19 protein-coding genes are annotated in these 18,837 nt (G+C 73.1%); 7 read left to right on the top strand and 12 right to left on the bottom strand.

The window, feature by feature from the left end; genetic code table 11:
* Positions 1 to 49 precede the first annotated feature (49 nt).
* From IG99_RS24510 to IG99_RS24485, 6 genes are all read right to left on the bottom strand, one after another.
* Positions 50 to 1,339, bottom strand: coding sequence for a hypothetical protein (locus IG99_RS24510; RefSeq protein WP_051865845.1), 1,290 nt, complete (start codon positions 1,337 to 1,339; stop codon positions 50 to 52).
* Complete coding sequence (locus IG99_RS24505) at positions 1,336 to 2,505, bottom strand: hypothetical protein (protein WP_037677165.1); 1,170 nt, start codon at positions 2,503 to 2,505, stop codon at positions 1,336 to 1,338. The genes IG99_RS24510 and IG99_RS24505 overlap by 4 nt, the downstream gene beginning before the upstream one ends.
* On the bottom strand, positions 2,502 to 3,344 hold the full coding sequence (locus IG99_RS24500) for a COG1470 family protein (protein ID WP_037677163.1): 843 nt from the start codon (positions 3,342 to 3,344) through the stop codon (positions 2,502 to 2,504). The genes IG99_RS24505 and IG99_RS24500 overlap by 4 nt, the downstream gene beginning before the upstream one ends.
* A 59-nt stretch (positions 3,345 to 3,403) precedes the next feature.
* Positions 3,404 to 4,120, bottom strand: coding sequence for an LPXTG cell wall anchor domain-containing protein (locus IG99_RS24495; protein ID WP_037677160.1), 717 nt, complete (start codon positions 4,118 to 4,120; stop codon positions 3,404 to 3,406).
* 417 nt (positions 4,121 to 4,537) lie between these two features.
* Entirely contained in the window at positions 4,538 to 5,158 is a 621-nt protein-coding gene (locus IG99_RS24490; RefSeq protein ID WP_037677159.1) for an ATP-binding protein, read from the bottom strand.
* Positions 5,159 to 5,523: 365 nt separating this feature from the next.
* The gene (locus IG99_RS24485; protein WP_037677288.1) at positions 5,524 to 5,901 is read right to left on the bottom strand and encodes an STAS domain-containing protein; all 378 of its coding nucleotides are present in this window, start codon (positions 5,899 to 5,901) and stop codon (positions 5,524 to 5,526) included.
* Between the two features lie 237 nt (positions 5,902 to 6,138).
* On the opposite strand from IG99_RS24485, the gene IG99_RS24480 reads away from it, so the two are divergent.
* Positions 6,139 to 7,068, top strand: coding sequence for an RNA polymerase sigma factor SigF (locus IG99_RS24480; RefSeq protein ID WP_037677156.1), 930 nt, complete (start codon positions 6,139 to 6,141; stop codon positions 7,066 to 7,068).
* Between the two features lie 133 nt (positions 7,069 to 7,201).
* On the opposite strand, the gene hutI is transcribed toward IG99_RS24480, so the two are convergent.
* The 4 genes from hutI to hutU form a co-directional block, all read right to left on the bottom strand.
* Positions 7,202 to 8,497: an imidazolonepropionase gene (hutI, locus tag IG99_RS24475; protein ID WP_037677155.1), complete on the bottom strand. Its 1,296-nt coding sequence runs from the start codon at positions 8,495 to 8,497 to the stop codon at positions 7,202 to 7,204.
* Positions 8,494 to 9,834, bottom strand: a complete 1,341-nt coding sequence (locus tag IG99_RS24470) for a formimidoylglutamate deiminase (protein WP_107056012.1) — start codon at positions 9,832 to 9,834, stop codon at positions 8,494 to 8,496. Before IG99_RS24470 ends, hutI begins: the two co-directional genes overlap by 4 nt.
* Positions 9,825 to 11,027 carry an allantoate amidohydrolase gene (locus IG99_RS24465; protein ID WP_037677150.1) on the bottom strand — a complete coding sequence of 401 codons (1,203 nt, stop codon included), beginning with the start codon at positions 11,025 to 11,027 and terminating at the stop codon, positions 9,825 to 9,827. Before IG99_RS24465 ends, IG99_RS24470 begins: the two co-directional genes overlap by 10 nt.
* A gap of 86 nt (positions 11,028 to 11,113) precedes the next feature.
* Complete coding sequence (hutU, locus tag IG99_RS24460) at positions 11,114 to 12,793, bottom strand: urocanate hydratase (protein WP_037677148.1); 1,680 nt, start codon at positions 12,791 to 12,793, stop codon at positions 11,114 to 11,116.
* Positions 12,794 to 12,957: 164 nt separating this feature from the next.
* On the opposite strand from hutU, the gene IG99_RS24455 reads away from it, so the two are divergent.
* The 5 genes from IG99_RS24455 (at position 12,958) to IG99_RS24435 (ending at position 16,670) form a co-directional block, all read left to right on the top strand.
* Positions 12,958 to 14,322, top strand: coding sequence for a type III PLP-dependent enzyme domain-containing protein (locus IG99_RS24455; RefSeq protein WP_037677146.1), 1,365 nt, complete (start codon positions 12,958 to 12,960; stop codon positions 14,320 to 14,322).
* Positions 14,323 to 14,502: 180 nt separating this feature from the next.
* The gene (locus IG99_RS24450; protein ID WP_037677142.1) at positions 14,503 to 14,928 is read left to right on the top strand and encodes a hypothetical protein; all 426 of its coding nucleotides are present in this window, start codon (positions 14,503 to 14,505) and stop codon (positions 14,926 to 14,928) included.
* Positions 14,925 to 15,752 (top strand): hypothetical protein, encoded by an 828-nt coding sequence (locus IG99_RS24445; RefSeq protein WP_037677134.1) that lies wholly within the window; start codon positions 14,925 to 14,927, stop codon positions 15,750 to 15,752. The genes IG99_RS24450 and IG99_RS24445 overlap by 4 nt, the downstream gene beginning before the upstream one ends.
* Positions 15,753 to 15,786: 34 nt before the next feature.
* A complete protein-coding gene (locus IG99_RS24440; RefSeq protein WP_037677133.1) occupies positions 15,787 to 16,275 on the top strand; it encodes a roadblock/LC7 domain-containing protein in 489 nt (162 codons plus the stop codon).
* 20 nt (positions 16,276 to 16,295) lie between these two features.
* Positions 16,296 to 16,670, top strand: a complete 375-nt coding sequence (locus tag IG99_RS24435) for a roadblock/LC7 domain-containing protein (RefSeq protein WP_037677132.1) — start codon at positions 16,296 to 16,298, stop codon at positions 16,668 to 16,670.
* 7 nt (positions 16,671 to 16,677) lie between these two features.
* Here IG99_RS24435 and IG99_RS24430 read toward each other — a convergent pair whose 3' ends face one another.
* Both IG99_RS24430 and IG99_RS24425 read right to left on the bottom strand, forming a co-directional pair.
* Positions 16,678 to 17,262, bottom strand: a complete 585-nt coding sequence (locus IG99_RS24430) for a hypothetical protein (protein WP_078947876.1) — start codon at positions 17,260 to 17,262, stop codon at positions 16,678 to 16,680.
* Positions 17,263 to 17,392: 130 nt separating this feature from the next.
* Positions 17,393 to 18,235 (bottom strand): MurR/RpiR family transcriptional regulator, encoded by an 843-nt coding sequence (locus tag IG99_RS24425; protein WP_037677130.1) that lies wholly within the window; start codon positions 18,233 to 18,235, stop codon positions 17,393 to 17,395.
* Positions 18,236 to 18,407: 172 nt separating this feature from the next.
* Here IG99_RS24425 and IG99_RS24420 point away from each other — a divergent pair, with 172 nt between their 5' ends.
* Complete coding sequence (locus IG99_RS24420) at positions 18,408 to 18,836, top strand: hypothetical protein (protein WP_037677287.1); 429 nt, start codon at positions 18,408 to 18,410, stop codon at positions 18,834 to 18,836.
* Position 18,837 lies beyond the last annotated feature (1 nt).

Below are 18,837 nucleotides of genomic sequence, written 5' to 3'. Positions count from 1 at the left end.
CACCGCATCCTCGGATGCGGTGGCCCCCTGGTTTTGTGCGGGGTGCGGGTCAGCGCGTTCGCCTGCCCGGCAGGAGGGTGAAGACCGCACCGCCCAGGAGGACCGCTGTACCGGCGACCAGGGCGAGGGCCTTGAGGCTGCCGTGGTCGGCGGCGCCGGTCTCGGCGAGGCCGCCGGAGGACGACGTACCGCCCGAACCGCCGGAGGTGCCGCCGGAGGAGGATCCGCCCGAGGCGCCGCCCTCCTGCTTGGAGGTGTCCAGGGTGAGGGAGACCAGCGACTGCTTCGGGGTGCAGGTCGTGGTCGTACCGAGGGCCTTGATCGTCAGGGTGCCGGGCGACAGCGTCGACTTGCCGGACGCGCCCGGCTTGTAGGTGCCGGTCAGGTCGGGGATCTCGATGGGGTCGCCCGCCTTGATGTCCGCCGCGTTGGCCGGGCCCGCCACCTGCACGGAGCCGGTGTCCGCGCCGCCCAGGACGATCTGCATCGACGGCTCGACCGAGCCCTTGGGAATGTTCGCCGGGCTGTCCATCACCGACTTCCCGAACTTCACGGTGAGGTCGTAACTCCCCCCGTTCTTCTTGGCGTTGATCTGTACCGGCGAGGTCGCCTCCTTGTCGCCGATGGGCGTCCTGCAGGCGTAGGGGACCTGGACCTGCTTGCCGGTGAAGTCGGTCTGCCCGCCGTCGCCGGTCGGGGTCAGGCTCGGTGACACGCTGGGCCTGCCGGACGGCGTCGGTGAGGTCGACCCGGAGCCCGTCGGATCCGGCGTGGTGCTCGGCGTACCGCCGCTTCCCGCCGTCACCGTGATGGTCGCCGCCGAGGCGACCGCCTGCGTCGGCGCGCACTTGGTGTCGGTCCCCATGGCGTTGACCGTGTACGCGTCCGGCGTCAGCGTCACCTGCCCCGCCGCCGTCAGCTTCAGGGTGCCCTTCATGTCGGACAGCACCATGGCGCCGCCCTTGGGGATGGCAGGGTTCTCCCGCGGCCCCTGCAGCGCGATGTCGGCTGTCTGCGCGCCGGCCGCCTTCAGGGTGCCGGACGGCTGGACCGAGTTCGCGGGCAGGTCGATGATGTCGGGGTTCTTCGATGCGGCCTGTGTGAACTTCCAGACGACGTCGACGGTGTCGCCGACCTTCGCCGTCGCCGGTGCGGTGATCTCGACCTTGGTGGTGCCCTCGACGTCGGGCAGGCCGACGCCCGCCGGCGGTATGCACTTGGTCGCGTACGACACCTCGGCGGCCTGCGCCGGGGTGGCCACCGCCACGCCCAGCAGGGCGGCCGCCCCGCCGCACAGCAGCGCGACGCCCGCCGCGCCCGCTCTCCTTCGCGTTCTCACATGGGTCCCTTCCTGGTGGGAGTCGTAGGACTCGTCGGGCTGTCGTCGTGCGGTGCGGAGAGCCGGCCGGGCGTGCCCGGGTCGGAGTCCGGGGTGAACCACGGCAGGGTCGGGGACGTCGGGGACGCGCTGTCGGCGGCGCCGAACCCCGGCAGGCGCGCGGTGCGTTCGGGCGGGCGCCGGCCACGGAACCGGGCACCGCCGGGGAGCCCGAGTCCGGGCCACGTCCGGCGCGCGCCGCCGGGCCGGGTGCGGCTCGCCGCGCCGGGCTGTGTCCCGCCCCCGCCGCCGTGTCCCGGCCTCCGGGGCCGGACCCGGTCCACCACGGCCATGCCGATGCGGAACAGGGCCGTCGGCACGACCAGGCAGAGCAGGAGCCAGAACAGGGTCACGCCCCAGGGACGGCCCACGGCCCACGGCTGCTCGGCGAGGACCTTCCCGCCGTACTTCAGCGAGACCGTGTAGTCGCCGTGCGCCCCGGCCGCGAGCTCGACCGGCAGTCTGATCCGTGCCTTGCCACCGGGTGCGAGGGTGCCGCGCCACTGCTGTTCCTGCCACTGCGGGGCGAACACGCCGTGCGCGGTGCCGACCTGGAAGACGGGGTTCTTCACGGGGCCGGGGCCGACGTTGCCGACGGTGAGGACGAGCGTGCGGGCCGGTGGCGCCCCGAACCAGGTCAGCAGGCCGCTGGAGCCCTCCAGCCGGGTGTCGGTGAGCACCGAGAGACGTCCGCCGGCCGTCTGCTCGGGCAGCGGCCGGACGGGGTGCCCGGCGACCTGGAAGACGGCGTCAGCCTCCGCCTTCGCGCCCGTCACGGTGGCCACGTGCACCACGCACGGGCACGGCACCGGCGGTTCGGTCACCGGCAGCCTCCTGCTGAAGTGCCCGCCGGCGTCGGTGGTGACGGCCCGGCCGTCCGCGTTGGCGCAGGAGTTGGTACCGCCGAGCACCCCCCGCGAGGGCACCGACTGCCCGCAGACCAGCAGCATCAGCAGCGTCCGGGGACGCCAGCCGCTCCCGCTCGCGGTGATCGAACCCCCTGTCCCCGCCTGGGACTTGTCCAGCCTGACGGTCGGCCCGTCCGCAACGGCCGTGCCCGCCAGGGGCAGCAGGAGCAGCGCGAGCACCGCCACCAGCGCGGTCACGATCCGCCGCCCGCCGCTCATCCCACCGCTCCCGTAAACCCGGCCTCCGGGCTGGGGGATTCGGGGACCGCTCGCTCGTCCTTACGACGCCCTCGCCGCCGTACGGCCACGGCGGTCCCGGCGAGCAGCGCGGCGGCCGCGGTGCCCGCCACCGCGTCCCACGGCACGAACCGTGCGGAGGCCTGCGCGGTTTCGCGCGCGCCGCCCGCAGCGGTCGCCGTCAGCCGGACGTCCACCGCGTCCAGGGCGGGCGGGTCGGGCCACGGTTCGGTGAGCCTCAGGCGGCTGCCCGGGGCGAGTTCGACGGGCAGGGTGCGCGGGGCGCGGTCCAGAACCCGGCCGAGGACCCCGTCCGCCCGCACCTCCAGGCGCGGCGTGAGGGCCGTCGTGCCCCGGTCGACCAGCTCGTACGTGATGCGGTCGCCGCGTACTGCCACGTGCTCCACGGTCAGCGCGGCGAGCTTCGGGCCGCCGGTGCGCAGCAGCAGCCGTACGGTGGTGTGCCGGCCGTCGGCGTCCCGCGCGACGATGGCGCCGGTACGGTCGCCGGTCGCCCTGTCCGCCGGGAGGCGCACGGTGAACGGGATGTCGGCGCGGGTGCGGGCGGGGATCCGGACGGCGGCCTCGGCGAAGGTCACCGGCGCGCCGGTGGCGGTCAGCCGTACGGTGACCGGTCGCGTGTTCCGGTTGGTCACGGACACCGTGTCCCGCAGGTCCGCCCCGGGGACGCCCTCGGCGTAGAAGGACGGCCGCCCGCCGCCGGAGGGCGCGAGGGACCAGCCGTCGGCGGCGCCGGCCGCGGGGATCGGGCCCAGGGCACACAGCGCGGCCAGGAACAGGACACGGGCGGCGAACGACATCGGCGGCTCCAGCGGTGGTATCGACTCCGGGTCGGTCGACTCCAGCGGGTCGGCGGAGGTCAGCGGCGGGTGCGTACCGGCTGGTTGCGCCGGGTCAGCCACAGGGCGCCCGCGGCGCCGGCGAGCAGCACGGTGCCGCCGAGTGTGCCGAGGGCGATGGCGGAGTCCTCGGGGCCGGTCTGCGGGAGCCGGGCGCCGGAGTCGCCGCCGGTCTGCGCGCCACCGGTCCCGGACGTGCCGCCGGAGCCGCCCGACCCGCCACCGGACGCCGCCGTCACGTCGAGGGTGAGGGACGCGCCGGGGTTGGTGGTGGGGGTGCACGTGGTGGTCGTACCGAGGGCCTTGATGGTGAGCGCGCCGGCCGTGAAGGTGACCTTGCCGGTCTTCTTCGGGATGTACGTGCCGGACAGGTCGTTGATCTTGATGGGGGTGTCGGCCGGGATCGCGGTCTGGTTGGCGGGGCCGGTGACGGTGACGGTGCCGCTGTCCGCGCCGCCCAGCTTGACGGTGGCGCTCGGGTTCATCGCGCCCTTGCCCAGCTCTATGGGGCTGGAGGAGACGCCTTTCTGCCAGGACATGGTGATCTTGTAGCCGGAGCCGCTTCTGACGCCCCTGATGTCGATCGGCGAGACGGCACTCTTGTCGCCGATGGGCGTCTCGCAGGCGTAGTTGACGTCGACGACCGCGGCCCGGGCCACCGGTGCGGCCCCCCACACCGCCGACCCCGCCAGGGCCGCGACAGTCGCGAGCGCGGCGGTTCGCTTCTGATTCGACACGGTCCCCTCATTTCTGACGGCACATCAGATCGGTCCGTCAAGGTACGCCCGGGTACGTGAGGAAGGAAGACACGGGCGGACCGGAGTTGTGGGGATCGGGAGCCGGGCGCGGGAGGGGCCGGCGCGGTGCGGGGCACAGCAGGGACAGGTGGGCCGACGCCGCGCGGGCGGCCCGGGTGACGCGGCGAGCCCGGACGGGAAGCGCGGCGCGGGCGCAGGCCCGCCGGAGGAAGCGCGGCGCGAGCACGCCGGACGGGAAGGACCGCGCGAGCACGCCGGACGGGAAGGACGGACGTGGCGTACGTGCGGCAGTGCGGCTGGGCGGGCACGTCGGGCGTAGGCGAGGCGCGGGGCGGGACGGCGCCGTGAGCGCACGGCGGCGGGGGTCGCCGTCGAGCGCCGCAGGTGTGGCGTTGGTTACGCCGGGGCGCCCAGTTCTGCCCAGACCTTCTTTCCGGCCACGCCGGGGATGCGGACGACGCCCCAGTCCAGGCAGAGTCGCTGCACGATGAACATGCCATGACCGCCGGGGCGACCGGCGCGGTGCGGGGTGCGGGGGGCCGGCTGGCCGGTGCCGCGGTCGGAGACCTCGACGCGGATCACCTTGTTGTCGCAGCCGATCTGGAGTTCGTCCGGCCCCTCGGCATGCAGGCAGGCGTTGGTGACCAGCTCGGACACGACGAGCAGCACGTCCTCGGCGGCGGCCCGCTGGTCGGCCGTCGCGGCGGGCAGCCAGCCCCACGCGTACAGTGCCTGACGTGCGAAGTCACGGGCGAGAGGTACGACCCCGCTCACGTCGTCGAAGCTCAGCCGGCGGACCTGGCGGCCCGTCGACGCCGCTCCGGCCGGGCTCGGCGTCGCGGACGCCCCCGGTGCCCCCGTCGTGGCCGACGGCACGGCCGTGCCGTCGCCGGACGCACTGCCCCCCGGCACGCCCCCCGGGGTCGCCCCGGACCCCGGCGCGTCGCCTCCATGGAACGCCCCGGAAGCGCCGCTGGGCTCAGGGGAGCCCGGCGAATAAGGCCGGGTGGTGCTCATCAGCGCTTCACCTCACCGATTCACCAGTTCACGATTCAAAAGTCATTCTGTCCGGTCAGTCAGTACACACGGCTCTTGCAGTACACACGGTTCCGGCTCGGTCCACCGGCGATCCTTCCGGATTCACGGCCGGTCGTCCTCGATTCTGGCTCCGGAACGCCGGTTCCGCGTCCTCCCGCCACCATTTGCCACCGACATGTTCAGGTTGTCTCCTGCCCGGGCGAACCGGCAGAACACCCCTCTGTTCGGCTTGGAAGATGTGACGTGCGGGACGTGCCGACGCAAGAGCGTCGGGGAGGCTGCGGTGAACAGGCACGAAGGGCGGGCCGCGAAGGGCGGTCGTCTCACCGGTCCCGTCCGCCGGGTCAGCCGGCGTCGCCGGCCAGGGCCGCCTCGACCGTCTCGTGCACGGTGAAGACCGCGTCCGCGCCCGTGATCTCGAAGACCCGTGCGACTACGGGCAGCATCCCCGCCAGATGCACCCCGCCTCCGGCGGACTCCGCCTTGAGCCGGGCCCCGAGCAGAACGTTCAACCCGGTGGAGTCGCAGAACTCCAGGCGCGAGCAGTCGACGACCAGCCGACTGAGGCCCTTGTCGAGGCAATCCTCGAGTGGCTCACGCAACAAATCGGCCGTGTGGTGATCCAACTCACCTGCCGGAGTCACGACGGCACTGGAGCCTTCTTGCCGCACCTCCACCAGAAGCCGGCCCGACTGCGCGCTGCCGACCGTCCCGTGGTCCATGCCGTCTCTCTCCCGAGGTCGTGGCTGCTGACTGACGCCCTCGAACACTACGCCTTCCTCACACACTCCGACACCCGAACAACCACCCACAAACGGACATTTGCGAACCAAACGCACTTGCGGGCGGCTCGGGAAAGCGGGTAGGGCTAGTAAGGACACGTACCCGACACGGCCGGCTTTGGAGGCGCCGCACACCGCAGTGCACGAACTGGCTCCGGCAGCCTTATGCCGAGAACGATGGAGGACATCATGTCACCCCGGCTCGACGCCTCGCATACCCGGACGACGACGTCGACACCCCCTCCGGAACATCTGGATCCCATCGAACAGGACCACGGCGTACTCGCCGACCAGGACGACGTCCTGTCCGGACTTCCGGAGATACCCCCGTACGACGAGGTCGGACCCGTCGACGCGCGGGCCCTGTCGAAAACCCTCTTCGAGCGTCTGGAGTCGCTCGAGGAAGGCACCCACGAATACTCGTACGTCCGCAACACCCTCGTCGAACTCAACCTCGCCCTGGTCAAGTTCGCCGCCTCCCGCTTCCGCTCCCGCAGTGAGCCCCTCGAGGACATCATCCAGGTCGGCACCATCGGCCTGATCAAGGCGATCGACCGCTTCGAGCTCTCCCGGGGAGTCGAGTTCCCCACGTTCGCGATGCCAACCATCGTCGGCGAGATCAAGCGTTTCTTCCGTGACACCTCATGGTCCGTACGCGTCCCGCGGCGGCTCCAGGAGCTCCGGCTCGACCTGGCCAAGGCCGGCGACGAGCTCGCCCAGAAGCTGGACCGGGCCCCCACCGTCCAGGAGTTGGCGGAACGCCTCGGCCTCACCAAGGACGAGGTCGTCGAGGGCATGGCGGCGTCCAACGCGTACACCGCCTCCTCCCTGGACGCCCAGCCCGAGGAGGACGACTCCGAGGGCGCGCTCGCCGACCGGATCGGCTACGAGGACCACGGCCTCGAGGGCATCGAGTACGTCGAGTCCCTGAAGCCGCTCATCGCCGAGCTCCCGCAGCGGGACAGAAGGATCCTCTCCCTCCGCTTCGTCGCCAACATGACCCAGTCGGAGATCGGCGACGAGCTGGGCATCTCCCAGATGCACGTCTCGCGACTGCTGTCGCGGACGCTCGTACGCCTCCGCAAGGGACTCACCGTGGAGGAGTAAATCCGACACGGGACAACAAAACCCCACACAGCGGACTGCCTCGCGGCTCTTCTGCGCCGGCCCCAGCCTCCGATCATGAGGCTGAGACTGGTACAGAGGAGCCGCGGCGCTGTCCGGGTGCCCGGTGGGCGGCTCAGGCCACCCGTACGCCCCTGCGCCAGACCTCGGACACCAGCGGAACACCGGGCCGGTAGGCCAGATGAACGTGGCTCGGGGCGTCCAGGAGGATCAGGTCGGCGTAGGCGCCGGGGCCGAGGCGGCCGATGTCGTCGCGGCGCAGGGCCGCCGCGCCGCCCGCCGTGGCCGACCAGACCGCCTCGTCCGGGGTCATGCGCATGTCCCGTACCGCGAGCGCGACGCAGAACGGCACGGACGAGGTGAACGACGAGCCCGGGTTGCAGTCCGTGGACAGGGCGACGGTGACGCCGGCGTCGAGGAGGCGGCGGGCGTCGGGCCACTCGGCGCGGGTGGAGAACTCGGCGCCGGGCAGCAGCGTGGCGACCGTGCGGCTGTGGGCCAGGGCGTCCACGTCGGCGTCGGTCAGATGGGTGCAGTGGTCGGCGCTGGCCGCGTCGAGTTCGACGGCGAGCTGGACGCCGGGGCCGTAGGACAGCTGGTTGGCGTGGATGCGCGGGTGCAGGCCCTTCGCCTTGCCCGCGGTGAGGATCGCGCGGGCCTGGTCGCCGTCGAAGGCGCCCTTCTCGCAGAACACGTCGATCCACCGGGCGTGCGGCGCGCAGGCGTCCAGCATCTCGCCGGTGACCAGGGCGACGTACGCGGCCGGATCGCCGGCGTGCTCCGGGGAGACGATGTGGGCGCCGAGGTAGGTGACCTCCTCGGTGTGGGCGGCGGCGATGCGCAGGGCGCGGGCCTCGTCCTCGACGGTCAGGCCGTAGCCGGACTTGGTCTCGAAGGTGGTCGTGCCCTGGCGGAGGGCCTCGGCGAGGTAGCGGGTGAGGTTGGCCTCCAGCTCGGCGTCGCTCGCGGCCCGGGTGGCGGCGACGGTCGTCCGGATGCCGCCCGCGCTGTAGGGCCGGCCGGACATGCGGGCGTTGAACTCCTGTGTGCGGTCGCCCGCGAAGACCAGGTGGGAGTGGGAGTCCACGAAGCCCGGCAGGACGGCCCGGCCGCCCGCGTCGACCCGGTTGTCAGTGGCGGGTGCTTTGCTTTGATCACCGGTCCACGCGATGCGGTCGCCCTCGATGACGACGGCCGCGTCCTGGACCAGTCCGAGGGGAGAGTTGTCACCGAGGGAGGGGTCGTTGGTGACCAGGGCGGCGATGTTGGTGATGAGCGTGCTCGCGGTGCTCGCGGAGTGGGCGGGGCTGTCGGTCGTCGCGTTGCTCATGGCGTCCTTGCTGGCCTGGTCGGCGGTGGGGTGGGGCTCGGAGGCGGAGGCGGGCCGCGCCGGCGGGCGGCCCGGGGTCATCCGCGCAGGGCTGCGACGGCGTCCGCGAGGGCCTTCGGCACATCCGGTACGAGGCGGTGCACCCCGTCCCGTACGACGTGCCGTCCCCCCACGACCGTATGCGACACGTCTGCTGCCGACGCAGCGAATACGGCCGTCTCGGCCGCGAGCCGCGGAAGCGGTCCCGCTGTCCTGACCGAGTCGAGCGCGATCGTCGTGAGGTCGGCGAGCGCGCCGGCCTCGATGGTGCCGGCGTCCTCCCAGCCGAGGGCGGCGTGGCCGTCGGCGGAGGCGGCCCGCAGCAGGGCGGCGGCCGTCCAGTGGCCCCGGGTGCGGGTGCGCAGGCGCTCGTTCAGCTCCATCGCGCGTGCCTCTTCGAGCAGGTCGATCACGGCGTGGCTGTCGGAGCCGAGCGAGAGCGGGGAGCCGGCCAGCTGAAGGGCGGCGGCCGGGCCGATGCCGTCCGCGAGGTCCCGCTCCGTGGTGGGGCACATGCAGGTGCCGGTCCCGCTGCCGCCGATCAGCGCGATGTCCGCGTCCGTGAGGTGGGTGTTGTGGACGCCAGTGGTGCGGGGTCCGAGGACACCGTGTTCGGAGAGGAGCTGCGTGGGCGTGCAGCCGTGGGCCTGCTCGCAGGCGTCGTTCTCGGCGGTCTGTTCGGAGAGGTGGACGTGCAGCGGGGCCCGCCGTTCCTCGGCCCAGCGCACCACGGTCGCCAGCTCCTTGGCCGGCACGGCCCGCACGGAGTGGATGGCCGCCCCGATCCGCGCGTGATCCCGTTCCTTGAGAACTGAACAGCGTTCGGCCCAGGCCTCCGCGCTGCCGTCGGAGAAGCGGAGCTGGTGGGTGTCGGGCGGCTGTCCGAAGCCGGAGGAGAGGTACGCGGTGTCGAGGAGGGTGATGCGGATCCCGGCGTCGGCGGCGGCCGCGACGAGGGCCTCGCCCATCGCGTTGGGGTCGGCGTAGGGGGTGCCGCCGGGGGCGTGGTGCACGTAGTGGAACTCGCCGACGGCCGTGATCCCGGCCAGCGCCATCTCTGCGTACACGGCGCGGGCGAGCGCGTGGTAGGTCTCCGGGGTGAGCCGGTCGGCCGTGGTGTACATGACCTCGCGCCAGGTCCAGAAGGTGCCGGAGCCGACCTGGACGGTGCCGCGCAGGGCCCGGTGGAAGGCGTGCGAGTGGGCGTTGGCCAGCCCTGGGAGGGTCAGTCCGCGCAGGATCTCGGCGCCGGGTGGCGGGGTTGAGGTGCCGGTGCGGACGTGGGTGATGCGGCCGTCGCCGGTCTCCACGGTCACGCCCGGTTCGACGTGGGTGTCGAGCCAGGCGTGCTCCAGCCAGTACGTCTGCGTCACGAGCAGGCCAGTCCTTCCAGTACGTCGGCGAGTGCGAGCACCCCGGCCACGCAGTCGTCCTCGGCGGCGAACTCGGCCGGGGAGTGCGAGACGCCTGTGGGGTTGCGCACGAACAGCATGGCGGTCGGGACGGTCCCGGAGAGGATGCCGGCGTCGTGCCCGGCCCCGGTGCCGAGCACCGGCACCTTGAGGTCCGTGTCCGTGCCGAGGACGCGGGCGAGTTCGTCGCGCAGGGCGTGGTCGAACTCGACGACGGGTGTGAAGGACTCACGGACCACGTCGAGGTCGACGCCGTGGCTCGCGGCGTACTCGCGGGCCGCCTTCTCGATGCCGGAGACCACCTGGTCGAGGCCGTGCTGGTCGGCGGCGCGGGAGTCGAGCCAGCCACGCACCAGAGAGGGGATGGCGTTGACACCGTTGGGCTCGACGGCGATCTTGCCGAAGGTGGCGACGGCACCGGCGAGCCGTGCCTCGCGGCGGGCGGCGAGGACGGTCTCGGCGTACGGCAGCATGGGGTCGCGCCGGTCGACGAGCCGGGTCGTACCGGCGTGGTTGGCCTCCCCGTGGAAGTCGAACCGCCAGCGCCCGTGCGGCCAGATGGAACTCGCGATGCCGACGCGGTCGCCGGACAGGTCGAGGGCCCGCCCCTGCTCGACGTGCAGTTCCACGAACGCGCCAACGCGGGCGAGGCGTTCGGGGTCCGCCCCGATGGCCTCGGGGTCGTGTCCGGCGGCCTCCATGGCCTGCGGGAGCGTGATCCCGTCCCCGTCGGTGAGCCGGTGCGCCTGCTCGACGGTGAGCCGGCCGGCGCTCAGCCGCGACCCGACACAGGCGAGCCCGAACCGGGCGCCCTCCTCGTCACCGAAGTTGACGACGGCGAGGGGCTTGGCGAACGTCACGTTTCGCGTGCGGAGTTCATCCAGGGCGGCGAAGGACGACACAACCCCGAGGGGCCCGTCGAAGGCCCCGCCGTCGGGCACGGAGTCGAGATGCGACCCGGTGACGACGGCGTCCCCGGCGCCCGGATCCCCCAGCCAGGCCCACTGGTTGCCGTTCCGGTCGACCTCGTAGGCCAGCCCGCGGGCCTCGGCCTGCCCCTGGAACCAGGCCCGGCACTCGGCGTCGGCGGGGGTCCAGGCGAAACGCCGGTAGCCCTGGGTGTCGGGATGGCGACCAAGGGGGTGCAGCTCGCGCCACATCTGGTGAAAGGAGGACCCGGCCGCAGCTCGACCCGCGCCCGGCGACGAGGCATCAGTCCCCGCCGGACGGTCCCCGCCGAGCTCGCTCACGTCGCCTCACCCTCACGCATCGGCACCCGGACATCTCGCTCGTCCGCCACCGACTCCGCGATCTCGTACCCCGCGTCCACGTGCCGAATCACACCCATTCCGGGATCGTTCGTCAGCACCCGCCGGATCTTCTCCCCGCCCAGCTTCGTACCGTCGGCGACCGTCACCTGTCCGGCGTGGATGGACCGCCCCATCCCGACGCCGCCCCCGTGGTGGAGGGAGACCCAGGACGCGCCCGAGGCCACGTTCACCATCGCGTTCAGCAGCGGCCAGTCGGCGATCGCGTCGGACCCGTCGAGCATCGCCTCGGTCTCACGGTAGGGCGAGGCGACGGAACCGCAGTCCAGGTGGTCCCGGCCGATCGCCAGCGGAGCGGCCAGCTCACCGCTCGCGACCATGTCGTTGAACCGTTCACCGGCCTTGTCCCGCTCGCCGTACCCGAGCCAGCAGATGCGCGCGGGCAGGCCCTGGAAGTGGACCCGCTCCCCCGCCATCCTGATCCACCGTGCCAGGGACTCGTTCTCGGGGAAGAGGTCGAGGATCGCCTTGTCGGTCTTGGCGATGTCGGCGGGGTCGCCGGACAGCGCCGCCCACCGGAAGGGACCCTTGCCCTCGCAGAACAGCGGCCGGATGTAGGCAGGCACGAAGCCGGGGAAGGCGAACGCCCGGTCGTACCCGGCGAGCCGCGCCTCGCCCCGGATGGAGTTGCCGTAGTCGAAGACCTCCGCGCCGGCGTCCAGGAAGCCGACCATCGCCTCGACGTGCCGGGCCATGGACTCGCGGGCGCGGGTGGTGAAGCCGGCCGGGTCCTTCGCGGCGTAGGAGGCCATGTCCTCGAAGGCAACGCCGGTCGGCAGGTAGGCCAGCGGGTCGTGGGCGGAGGTCTGGTCGGTGACGATGTCGATGGGGGCGCCCATGGCCAGGAGCTGCGGGAGCAGGTCGGCGGCGTTGCCGAGGACGCCGATGGACAGCGGGCGCCGGGCGTCGCGGGCCTCGACGGCCAGTTGGAGGGCGTGGTCGAGGGAGTCGGCCTTCACGTCGAGGTAGCGGTGCTCGATGCGCCGCTCGATGGCCCGGGGGTCGCAGTCGATACAGATGGCCACGCCGTCGTTCATGGTGACGGCGAGCGGCTGGGCGCCGCCCATGCCGCCGAGGCCGGCGGTGAGGGTGATCGTCCCGGCGAGGGTGCCGCCCCCCTTGCCCAGTGAATGCAGCTCGGCGGCGACGGCGGCGAAGGTCTCGTAGGTGCCCTGGAGGATGCCCTGGGTGCCGATGTAGATCCAGGAGCCGGCGGTCATCTGGCCGTACATGGTCAGTCCGGCCTGTTCCAGGCGGCGGAACTCCTCCCAGTTGGCCCAGTCGCCGACGAGGTTGGAGTTGGCGATGAGGACGCGCGGGGCCCACTCGTGGGTCTGCATGACGCCGACGGGGCGGCCCGACTGGACGAGCATCGTCTCGTCCTGCTTCAGGGTGCGCAGCGTGCGGACCATGGCGTCGAAGGAGCGCCAGTCGCGGGCGGCCTTGCCGGTGCCGCCGTAGACGACGAGCTTGTCGGGATGTTCGGCGACCTCGGGGTCGAGGTTGTTCTGCAGCATCCGCAGGGCGGCTTCCTGCTGCCATCCCAGGGCGCTCAGTTCCGTACCGCGCGGCGCTCGTACGGGGCGGGGTCCCGACATGGTCTGCCTCCTAGAAGCGTGCATGAGTTATTCACATCCTGAACCTCTGAATAGAACTAGTCAATACATCGGGATGTCCCGCACGCCCGCGTCGTGGGTGTTTGGCTGGATGTGTGAACACCGGAGGCACCGGAGACACCGGAGACGGACGGACGGGGGTCGCTGTGGGCGACGGGATCGACGAGGCGCGGGCGGGGCGGCGGGACGAGGCGGTGCGGGCCGCCGTGGAGCAGGGGCTGCTCGGGCCGGGCGTGCCGCTGGTGGGTCTGCTCGACGTCGCCGGTATCCGGGAGTCGGCGGCGGAGCTGCGGGCGGCGTTCGACGCGGTCGTGGCGCCCGGGACACCCGTGCTGCACGCCTTCGCGGTGAAGGCGACCCCGCTGGTGCCGGTGCTGCGGCTGCTGCGGGAGGCGGGGATCGGAGCGGAGGTGGCGAGTGCGGGCGAGCTGGCGCTGGCGCGGGCGGCGGGGCTGCCGCCGGCCCTGACCGTCCTGGACTCCCCCGCCAAGACGCCGGCCGAGCTGCGCGAGGCGCTGGCCCTGGGGATCGCCGTGAACGTGGACAATCCGCAGGAGCTGGACCGGGTGGACGGGCTGATGAGGTCGGCCACCAGCCGCTCTCCTCTCGGCATCCGGGTGAATCCCCAGGTCGGGGCGGGCTCCATCGAGGCGTTGTCGACGGCCACGGCGACCTCGAAGTTCGGGGTGGCGCTGCGCGACGAGGGGGCGCGGGAGTGGGTCGTACGGGCGTATGCGGAGCGGCCGTGGCTGTCGCGGCTGCACGCGCACACCGGGTCGCAGGGTGTTCCGCTGTCGCTGATGGCGCAGGGCATCGCGGAGACCTACGCGCTCGCCGAGGAGATCAACCGCCGGATCGGGCGGCAGCAGATCGACACCATCGACATCGGCGGCGGGCTGCCGGTGAACTTCTCCTCGGACGTGACGACGCCGACGTACGCGCAGTACGCGCGACTGCTGAGCGAGGCGGTGCCGGGACTGTTCGCCGGACGGTACGGGCTGGTCACCGAGTTCGGGCGGTCGCTGCTGGCCAAGCACGGGACGGTGGTGGCCCGGGTGGAGTACGCCAAGAGCGCGGGCGGGCGGCCGGTCGCGGTCACGCACGCGGGCGTGCAGGTCGCGACGCGGACGGTGTACGCGCCGGGGGCCTGGCCGCTGCGGATCGCCGGGTACGACGACAAGGGGCGGCCCAAGGAGGGGCCGGCGGTCGTGCAGGACGTGGCGGGCCCCGCCTGCTTCGCGGGCGACCTGCTGGCCCGGGGATGCAGACTGCCGCTCCTCGGGCAGGGCGACTACGCGGCGGCGCTGGACACGGGCGCGTACTACTTCGCGCACCACTACGGCTACAACTCCCTGGCCCGGCCCGGGATCTACGGCTTCGCGCCGGACGGCGCCGGGGGTGTCGCCTTCGCGACGGTGCGCGAGCCGCAGACGGCGGAGGAGATCGTGGCCGAGTCGGGTGGGGCGCACGCCGCCGCGCTCACCACCTTGCCGACGTCCGGGCGCCGTTGACGCAAGCCGGTGACCTGCGCACTTGATGGGTGATCAACTGCGCTGAAAACAAGGTCAGTTGACCCATGCTAGCCACCGCGCGCATGTTCCACCGGAAAATGCCAGAAGACTCACCCGGCGCACACACGTTGCGTAGTTTCACTGTCACTCAGCCGAACCCCAGGCGGGAGGGGAGCGACGGTGCCCGGAATCGACGAGTGCCTACTGGAGGCCATGCGGCTGCCCGGTGCGTTGGGCGCATCGCTGGTCGACTGGACGAGCGGGCTGGCCCTGGGCACGGTCGGGGACGCCCCGGGCGGCGACCACGAGGCGTCGGCCGCCGAGGCCGCGGAGCTGGCGCGGCTGGCCGCCGAGCAGCGGGCGTTCGCGCCCGGTGCCGCGGCCGCGGCGGAGGCCGGCGACGCGGCCGGGGAGGCGGCCCGCCCGGACCCCCCGGTCGAAGATCTGATCATCAGCAACCACGACAGCTACCACCTGCTGCGGTTCGTGCCGACGTCGTTCGACAGCAGTGTGTTCCTGCACCTGTGGCTGGCCCGCGCGGACGGGAACCTCGCGCTGGCCCGCATCCGGCTGGGCGAGATGGCCGGACGGCTGGTGCTGGGATGACCGTGGTCAGGACGACTCCGCCGCCCCGGCTGCCGGTGCGGAACAAGACGACGGCCGACGAGCCCGCGGCGACGGGCCTCTCGCCCATGCTGAACCGGCTCGCGGCCGAGCGGGCCACGGGTGTCCTGGTGCGCGAGTGCGGCACGCTCTACCTCGCCGACGGCCATGTGGTGCACGCCGAGAGCCCGCTCGCCCCAGGCCTCGATGTCCTGCTCACCACGCACGGCACCCTCGACGCCGAGAGCTGGCGACAGGCGGCCGACCGGGCCGACGAGCGGCACGGCGCCGGCCGTCTCCTGCTCGACGCCCGGCGCGTCACCCAGGGGACGCTGGAGCTGTGCCACCTGGGGGCGCTGTACGACGCCGCGTACTTCGCGCTGGCCCCCAGCAGCGCCCCGGGCCGCTTCCGCTACGGCACCGGGCACTGGCTCGGACCGGTGCGGCCGGTCCCGGTCGCCGCCGTGGAGCGCGAGACCCTGCGCCGCCGCGAACTGCTGCACCGCATCTGGCCGGACCCGTGGGCGGACGGCGCGCCGCTGCTCCGCACCGCCCTCGGGGCCGCCCCCGCCGTGCCGCCACGGCAGGCGGCGGTGCTGACCCTGGTGGACGGCGCGCGCTCGGCGCCGGACATCGCGCGGGAGCTCGGCCGGCCCACGTTCCACACGCTGGTGGACGTACGGCGCCTGACCGCGGCGGGGCTGGTGGCTCCGCACGCCCCGCATGCCCCGCACGCCCCGCCGTCCACCCCCGACCCGTTGCCCGTCGTCACCGACCCCGACATCACCTTGCTGAAGAGGCTCAGGGATGCGCTGGAGGCCCTTTGAACGGCAAAGCCCGCGTGCCGAGAGGAGTAACCCCATGGCGGCCGAGCCCCAGATACTCGACGAACTGCGCCGGCTGAGATCCCGCATGCCCCAGCTGGGCGGCGCCCTGGCGGCCAGCGTGGACGGGCTCGTCCTGGCCCACGACGCACCCGGCATCGAACCGGAGGGGGTGGCCGCGCTCACCGCGGCCGCGCTCGGCGTGGCGGTGCGGATGGCGGACGCCACCGGCCGGGGCGACCTGCGCGAACTGCTAGTACGCGGCGTGCACGGCTATGTCGCGACCTATGCGGCGGGCCGCAGCGCCGTGCTGACGCTGCTCGCCGAGGACCGCGTCAACGTGGGCCGCCTGCACCTGGAGGGCCGCCGCGCCGGCGCCCGCATCGGGGAGCTGGTGGACGCCGAGATCGCCGCCCGGGCGGCGGCCGCCGAGAGCGTGGCCGTCAAGCCCGCTCCCCTCCGGACCAGAACCCCGCGCGCGCCGCGCACCGCTGCTACCAACGCGCGCACGACAACCGAGAGTTGAAAGGAAACGAGGTAACCACCATGGCCAACACCGAGACCGCACTGAAGGAAGCGCTCGCCGCCATCGAGGGCGCCACCGGCGCCGCGCTCGTCGACTACACCAGCGGGATGGCGCTGGGCACGATCGGCGGCAGCAAGAGTTTCGACCTCAATGTCGCCGCCGCCGGCAACACCGACGTCGTACGCGCCAAGATGCGCACGATGGAGCACCTCGGTCTGAAGGCCGAGATCGAGGACATCCTGATCACCCTGTCCGGCCAGTACCACCTGATCCGGCTCCTCAAGGGCCGCGGCGGCAACGGCCTCTTCCTCTATCTGGTGCTCGACGCGAGCAGGGCGAACCTGGCGATGGCCCGGCACCAGTTGCGCAGGATCGAGGAGGACCTGGAGGTCTGATCCCGGCTCAGACCAGCGCGGCGGTGCGGCGCCGGGCCCCTCCCGGGGCCGCGTCGCCCGCCGCGATGCCGGTGCCCCGGTACGCCTTGACGGCCTTGCCGGCCGGGCGACCGCCGCGCCCGTCGAGCCAGTCGACGCGCACCCACAGCAGGATGTCCTCGGCGCGCTCGCGCCGCCCCAGCCAGGCGGCCTTCAGCCGCAGTCCGGCCCCGCAGCCGGCCAGCAGCATCCCGCCGGCCGCCGGCACGGCGAACGCGCTGCCCAGCGCGGCCGCGAAGGCCGGCAGCAGCCACCAGCGGTGCCCCCGGCGCCAGTTGCGCACGGTCACGGCACGGTCCTGGAGCACGTCGTGCTTGCTCGCGCGGGCCGCCGAGCGGGCGAGGTCCATGTACCGCCGACGGCGGCCGGCGGCCACGACGGCGAGGGCCAGCAGGAACGACGCGGCCCCCGCCATGACCCCGATCCGCCGGCCGGTGACGCCGGGTACCAGCACCCCGATGCCCGCCGCGAGCACCCCGAGCCACCACAGGGGCGCCGCCCCGGCCCGTACGACCACCGCCACCCGGGCAAGCCCCTGACCTCCGCGTGCCACGATCCGCCTCCTCGTCGCCTCGGCACAGCTCTCCGGCCGCGCAGATTAGCGAGCGAACGTGAGACGAACCTGAGAGGGAACGCACGCGCCGGGGGCGGCCCTGAGAGGCCGCACCCCCGGGCGAGCTGCCTCACTCCACGAACAGCCCCCGCGCCGCCGCCCTCGCGTCGAACTCCTCCAGCCGCGCCTGCGCGTCCGGCAGGTCGTCGCACATCGCCTCCAGCAGGACGCGGCCGAGCAGCATCGGCGCACAGGCCGTGTCGAAGGCGAGGCCGGTGCCGACGGCGGCGGGAAGCAGCAGGTCGGAGGCCCTGGCGACCGGCGCGAAGGCGGAGTCGGCGACGGTGACCACGGTCAGCCCCGCCTCCCGCGCGTAGTCGAGGGTGTCCACGACCTCGCGCGGGTGGCGCGGCAGTGCGAAGCACAGCAGTGCCGACGCACCCGCCCGCACGGCCGCGTCGATGCGGTCGTGGATCATCGTGCCGCCCTCGTTGAGCAGCCGTACGTCCGGATGGACCTTGGCGGCGAAGTACGCGAAACCGTACGCCTGGGAGGCGGCGGCGCGCAGCCCCAGGACGGGCAGCGGGCGGCTGGCGGCGAGGACCCGCCCGGCCTCGTGCACCGGACGCGGGTCGGCCAGCAGCTCCGCCAGGTGCCGGAGGTTCTCGATCTCGGCTTCGACGGCCTGCTGGTACTCGTTGTACGCGGCCGGTTCCGCCGTCGGTTCCGCGGGCGTGACCTCGCGCAGATGCCGGCGCAGCGCCGGGTAGCCGTCGAAGCCGAGGGCGACCGCGAACCGGGTCACCGACGGCTGGCTGACCCCGGCCAGCTCGGCCAGCTCCACGCTGGACAGGAACGGCACGTCGGCCGCGCGGCGCACCATGCTGTGGGCGATGCGCCGCTGGGTCGGCGTGAGCCGGCGCCCCTCGAAGAGCGCCTGCAGCCGTGCGGCAGGGCTGTCGGTCACGCCCATCGCGTGCTCCCCCTCGACCTATTCAGGCACCATCAACTCTGCATGCCGTTATACAGGCGATCGGGCGGCGGCGCACGACCGGCGGACCGGAGAGGGAACCCGGGGGATATCCCCAGTGCGGCCGCCGCCCCCGCTCCCTACCGTGAGACGCATGACGGGAATGGAGACCGGTATGGACGCGCGGGACACCGAGCTGAAGAAGGAGCTCAACGCCTCCCTGCAGGCCCGCAGGGAACTGGGCGAAGAATACGAGTCCGCGCTGGTCGACTCGTTCCTGGAGAAGGTCGACGAGCGCATCGACGGCGCGGTCGACCGCCGGGTGCGCCGCCGGCTCGCCGAGCAGCAGATGACGACGGCCCGCGACTCCCGGTCGCCGCGCCCCACGGACTCCTGGGGCGAGCGCTTCGGCTTCGGCATCGTCTCGCTGGTCCTGGCCATTCCGCTGTCCGCGATCAGCGCCTCCCTCGCGAACCTGCCCGGCCTGCTGACCACCTGGCTGGGCATCGTCGGGGTCAACGTGGTGCAGGCCGCCCGCGCCAACCCCGGCCTCTTCGGCACCCGGCGCGGCAAGGGCGACCGGGACGGCGACTGGGAGAACTGAT

Source organism: Streptomyces griseus subsp. griseus (assembly GCF_000720255.1).
Classification (GTDB): Bacteria; Actinomycetota; Actinomycetes; order Streptomycetales; family Streptomycetaceae; genus Streptomyces; species Streptomyces griseus_I.
The sequence above is the reverse complement of the archived record's forward strand: the minus strand, read 5'-3'. Positions and strand labels throughout refer to the sequence as shown.

What these genes read in the sequence shown, in the direction of transcription:
- IG99_RS24505 (WP_037677165.1), bottom strand. Translation starts at nt 2,505, where the DNA reads ATGAGCGGCGGGCGGCGGATCGTGACCGCGCTGGTGGCGGTGCTCGCG.
- IG99_RS24500 (WP_037677163.1), bottom strand. Translation starts at nt 3,344, where the DNA reads ATGTCGTTCGCCGCCCGTGTCCTGTTCCTGGCCGCGCTGTGTGCCCTG.
- IG99_RS24490 (WP_037677159.1), bottom strand. Translation starts at nt 5,158, where the DNA reads ATGAGCACCACCCGGCCTTATTCGCCGGGCTCCCCTGAGCCCAGCGGC.
- IG99_RS24485 (WP_037677288.1), bottom strand. Translation starts at nt 5,901, where the DNA reads ATGGACCACGGGACGGTCGGCAGCGCGCAGTCGGGCCGGCTTCTGGTG.
- IG99_RS24480 (WP_037677156.1), top strand. Translation starts at nt 6,139, where the DNA reads ATGGAGGACATCATGTCACCCCGGCTCGACGCCTCGCATACCCGGACG.
- hutI (WP_037677155.1), bottom strand. Translation starts at nt 8,497, where the DNA reads ATGACCCCGGGCCGCCCGCCGGCGCGGCCCGCCTCCGCCTCCGAGCCC.
- IG99_RS24465 (WP_037677150.1), bottom strand. Translation starts at nt 11,027, where the DNA reads ATGTGGCGCGAGCTGCACCCCCTTGGTCGCCATCCCGACACCCAGGGC.
- hutU (WP_037677148.1), bottom strand. Translation starts at nt 12,793, where the DNA reads ATGTCGGGACCCCGCCCCGTACGAGCGCCGCGCGGTACGGAACTGAGC.
- IG99_RS24445 (WP_037677134.1), top strand. Translation starts at nt 14,925, where the DNA reads ATGACCGTGGTCAGGACGACTCCGCCGCCCCGGCTGCCGGTGCGGAAC.
- IG99_RS24440 (WP_037677133.1), top strand. Translation starts at nt 15,787, where the DNA reads ATGGCGGCCGAGCCCCAGATACTCGACGAACTGCGCCGGCTGAGATCC.
- IG99_RS24435 (WP_037677132.1), top strand. Translation starts at nt 16,296, where the DNA reads ATGGCCAACACCGAGACCGCACTGAAGGAAGCGCTCGCCGCCATCGAG.
- IG99_RS24425 (WP_037677130.1), bottom strand. Translation starts at nt 18,235, where the DNA reads ATGGGCGTGACCGACAGCCCTGCCGCACGGCTGCAGGCGCTCTTCGAG.
- IG99_RS24420 (WP_037677287.1), top strand. Translation starts at nt 18,408, where the DNA reads ATGGACGCGCGGGACACCGAGCTGAAGAAGGAGCTCAACGCCTCCCTG.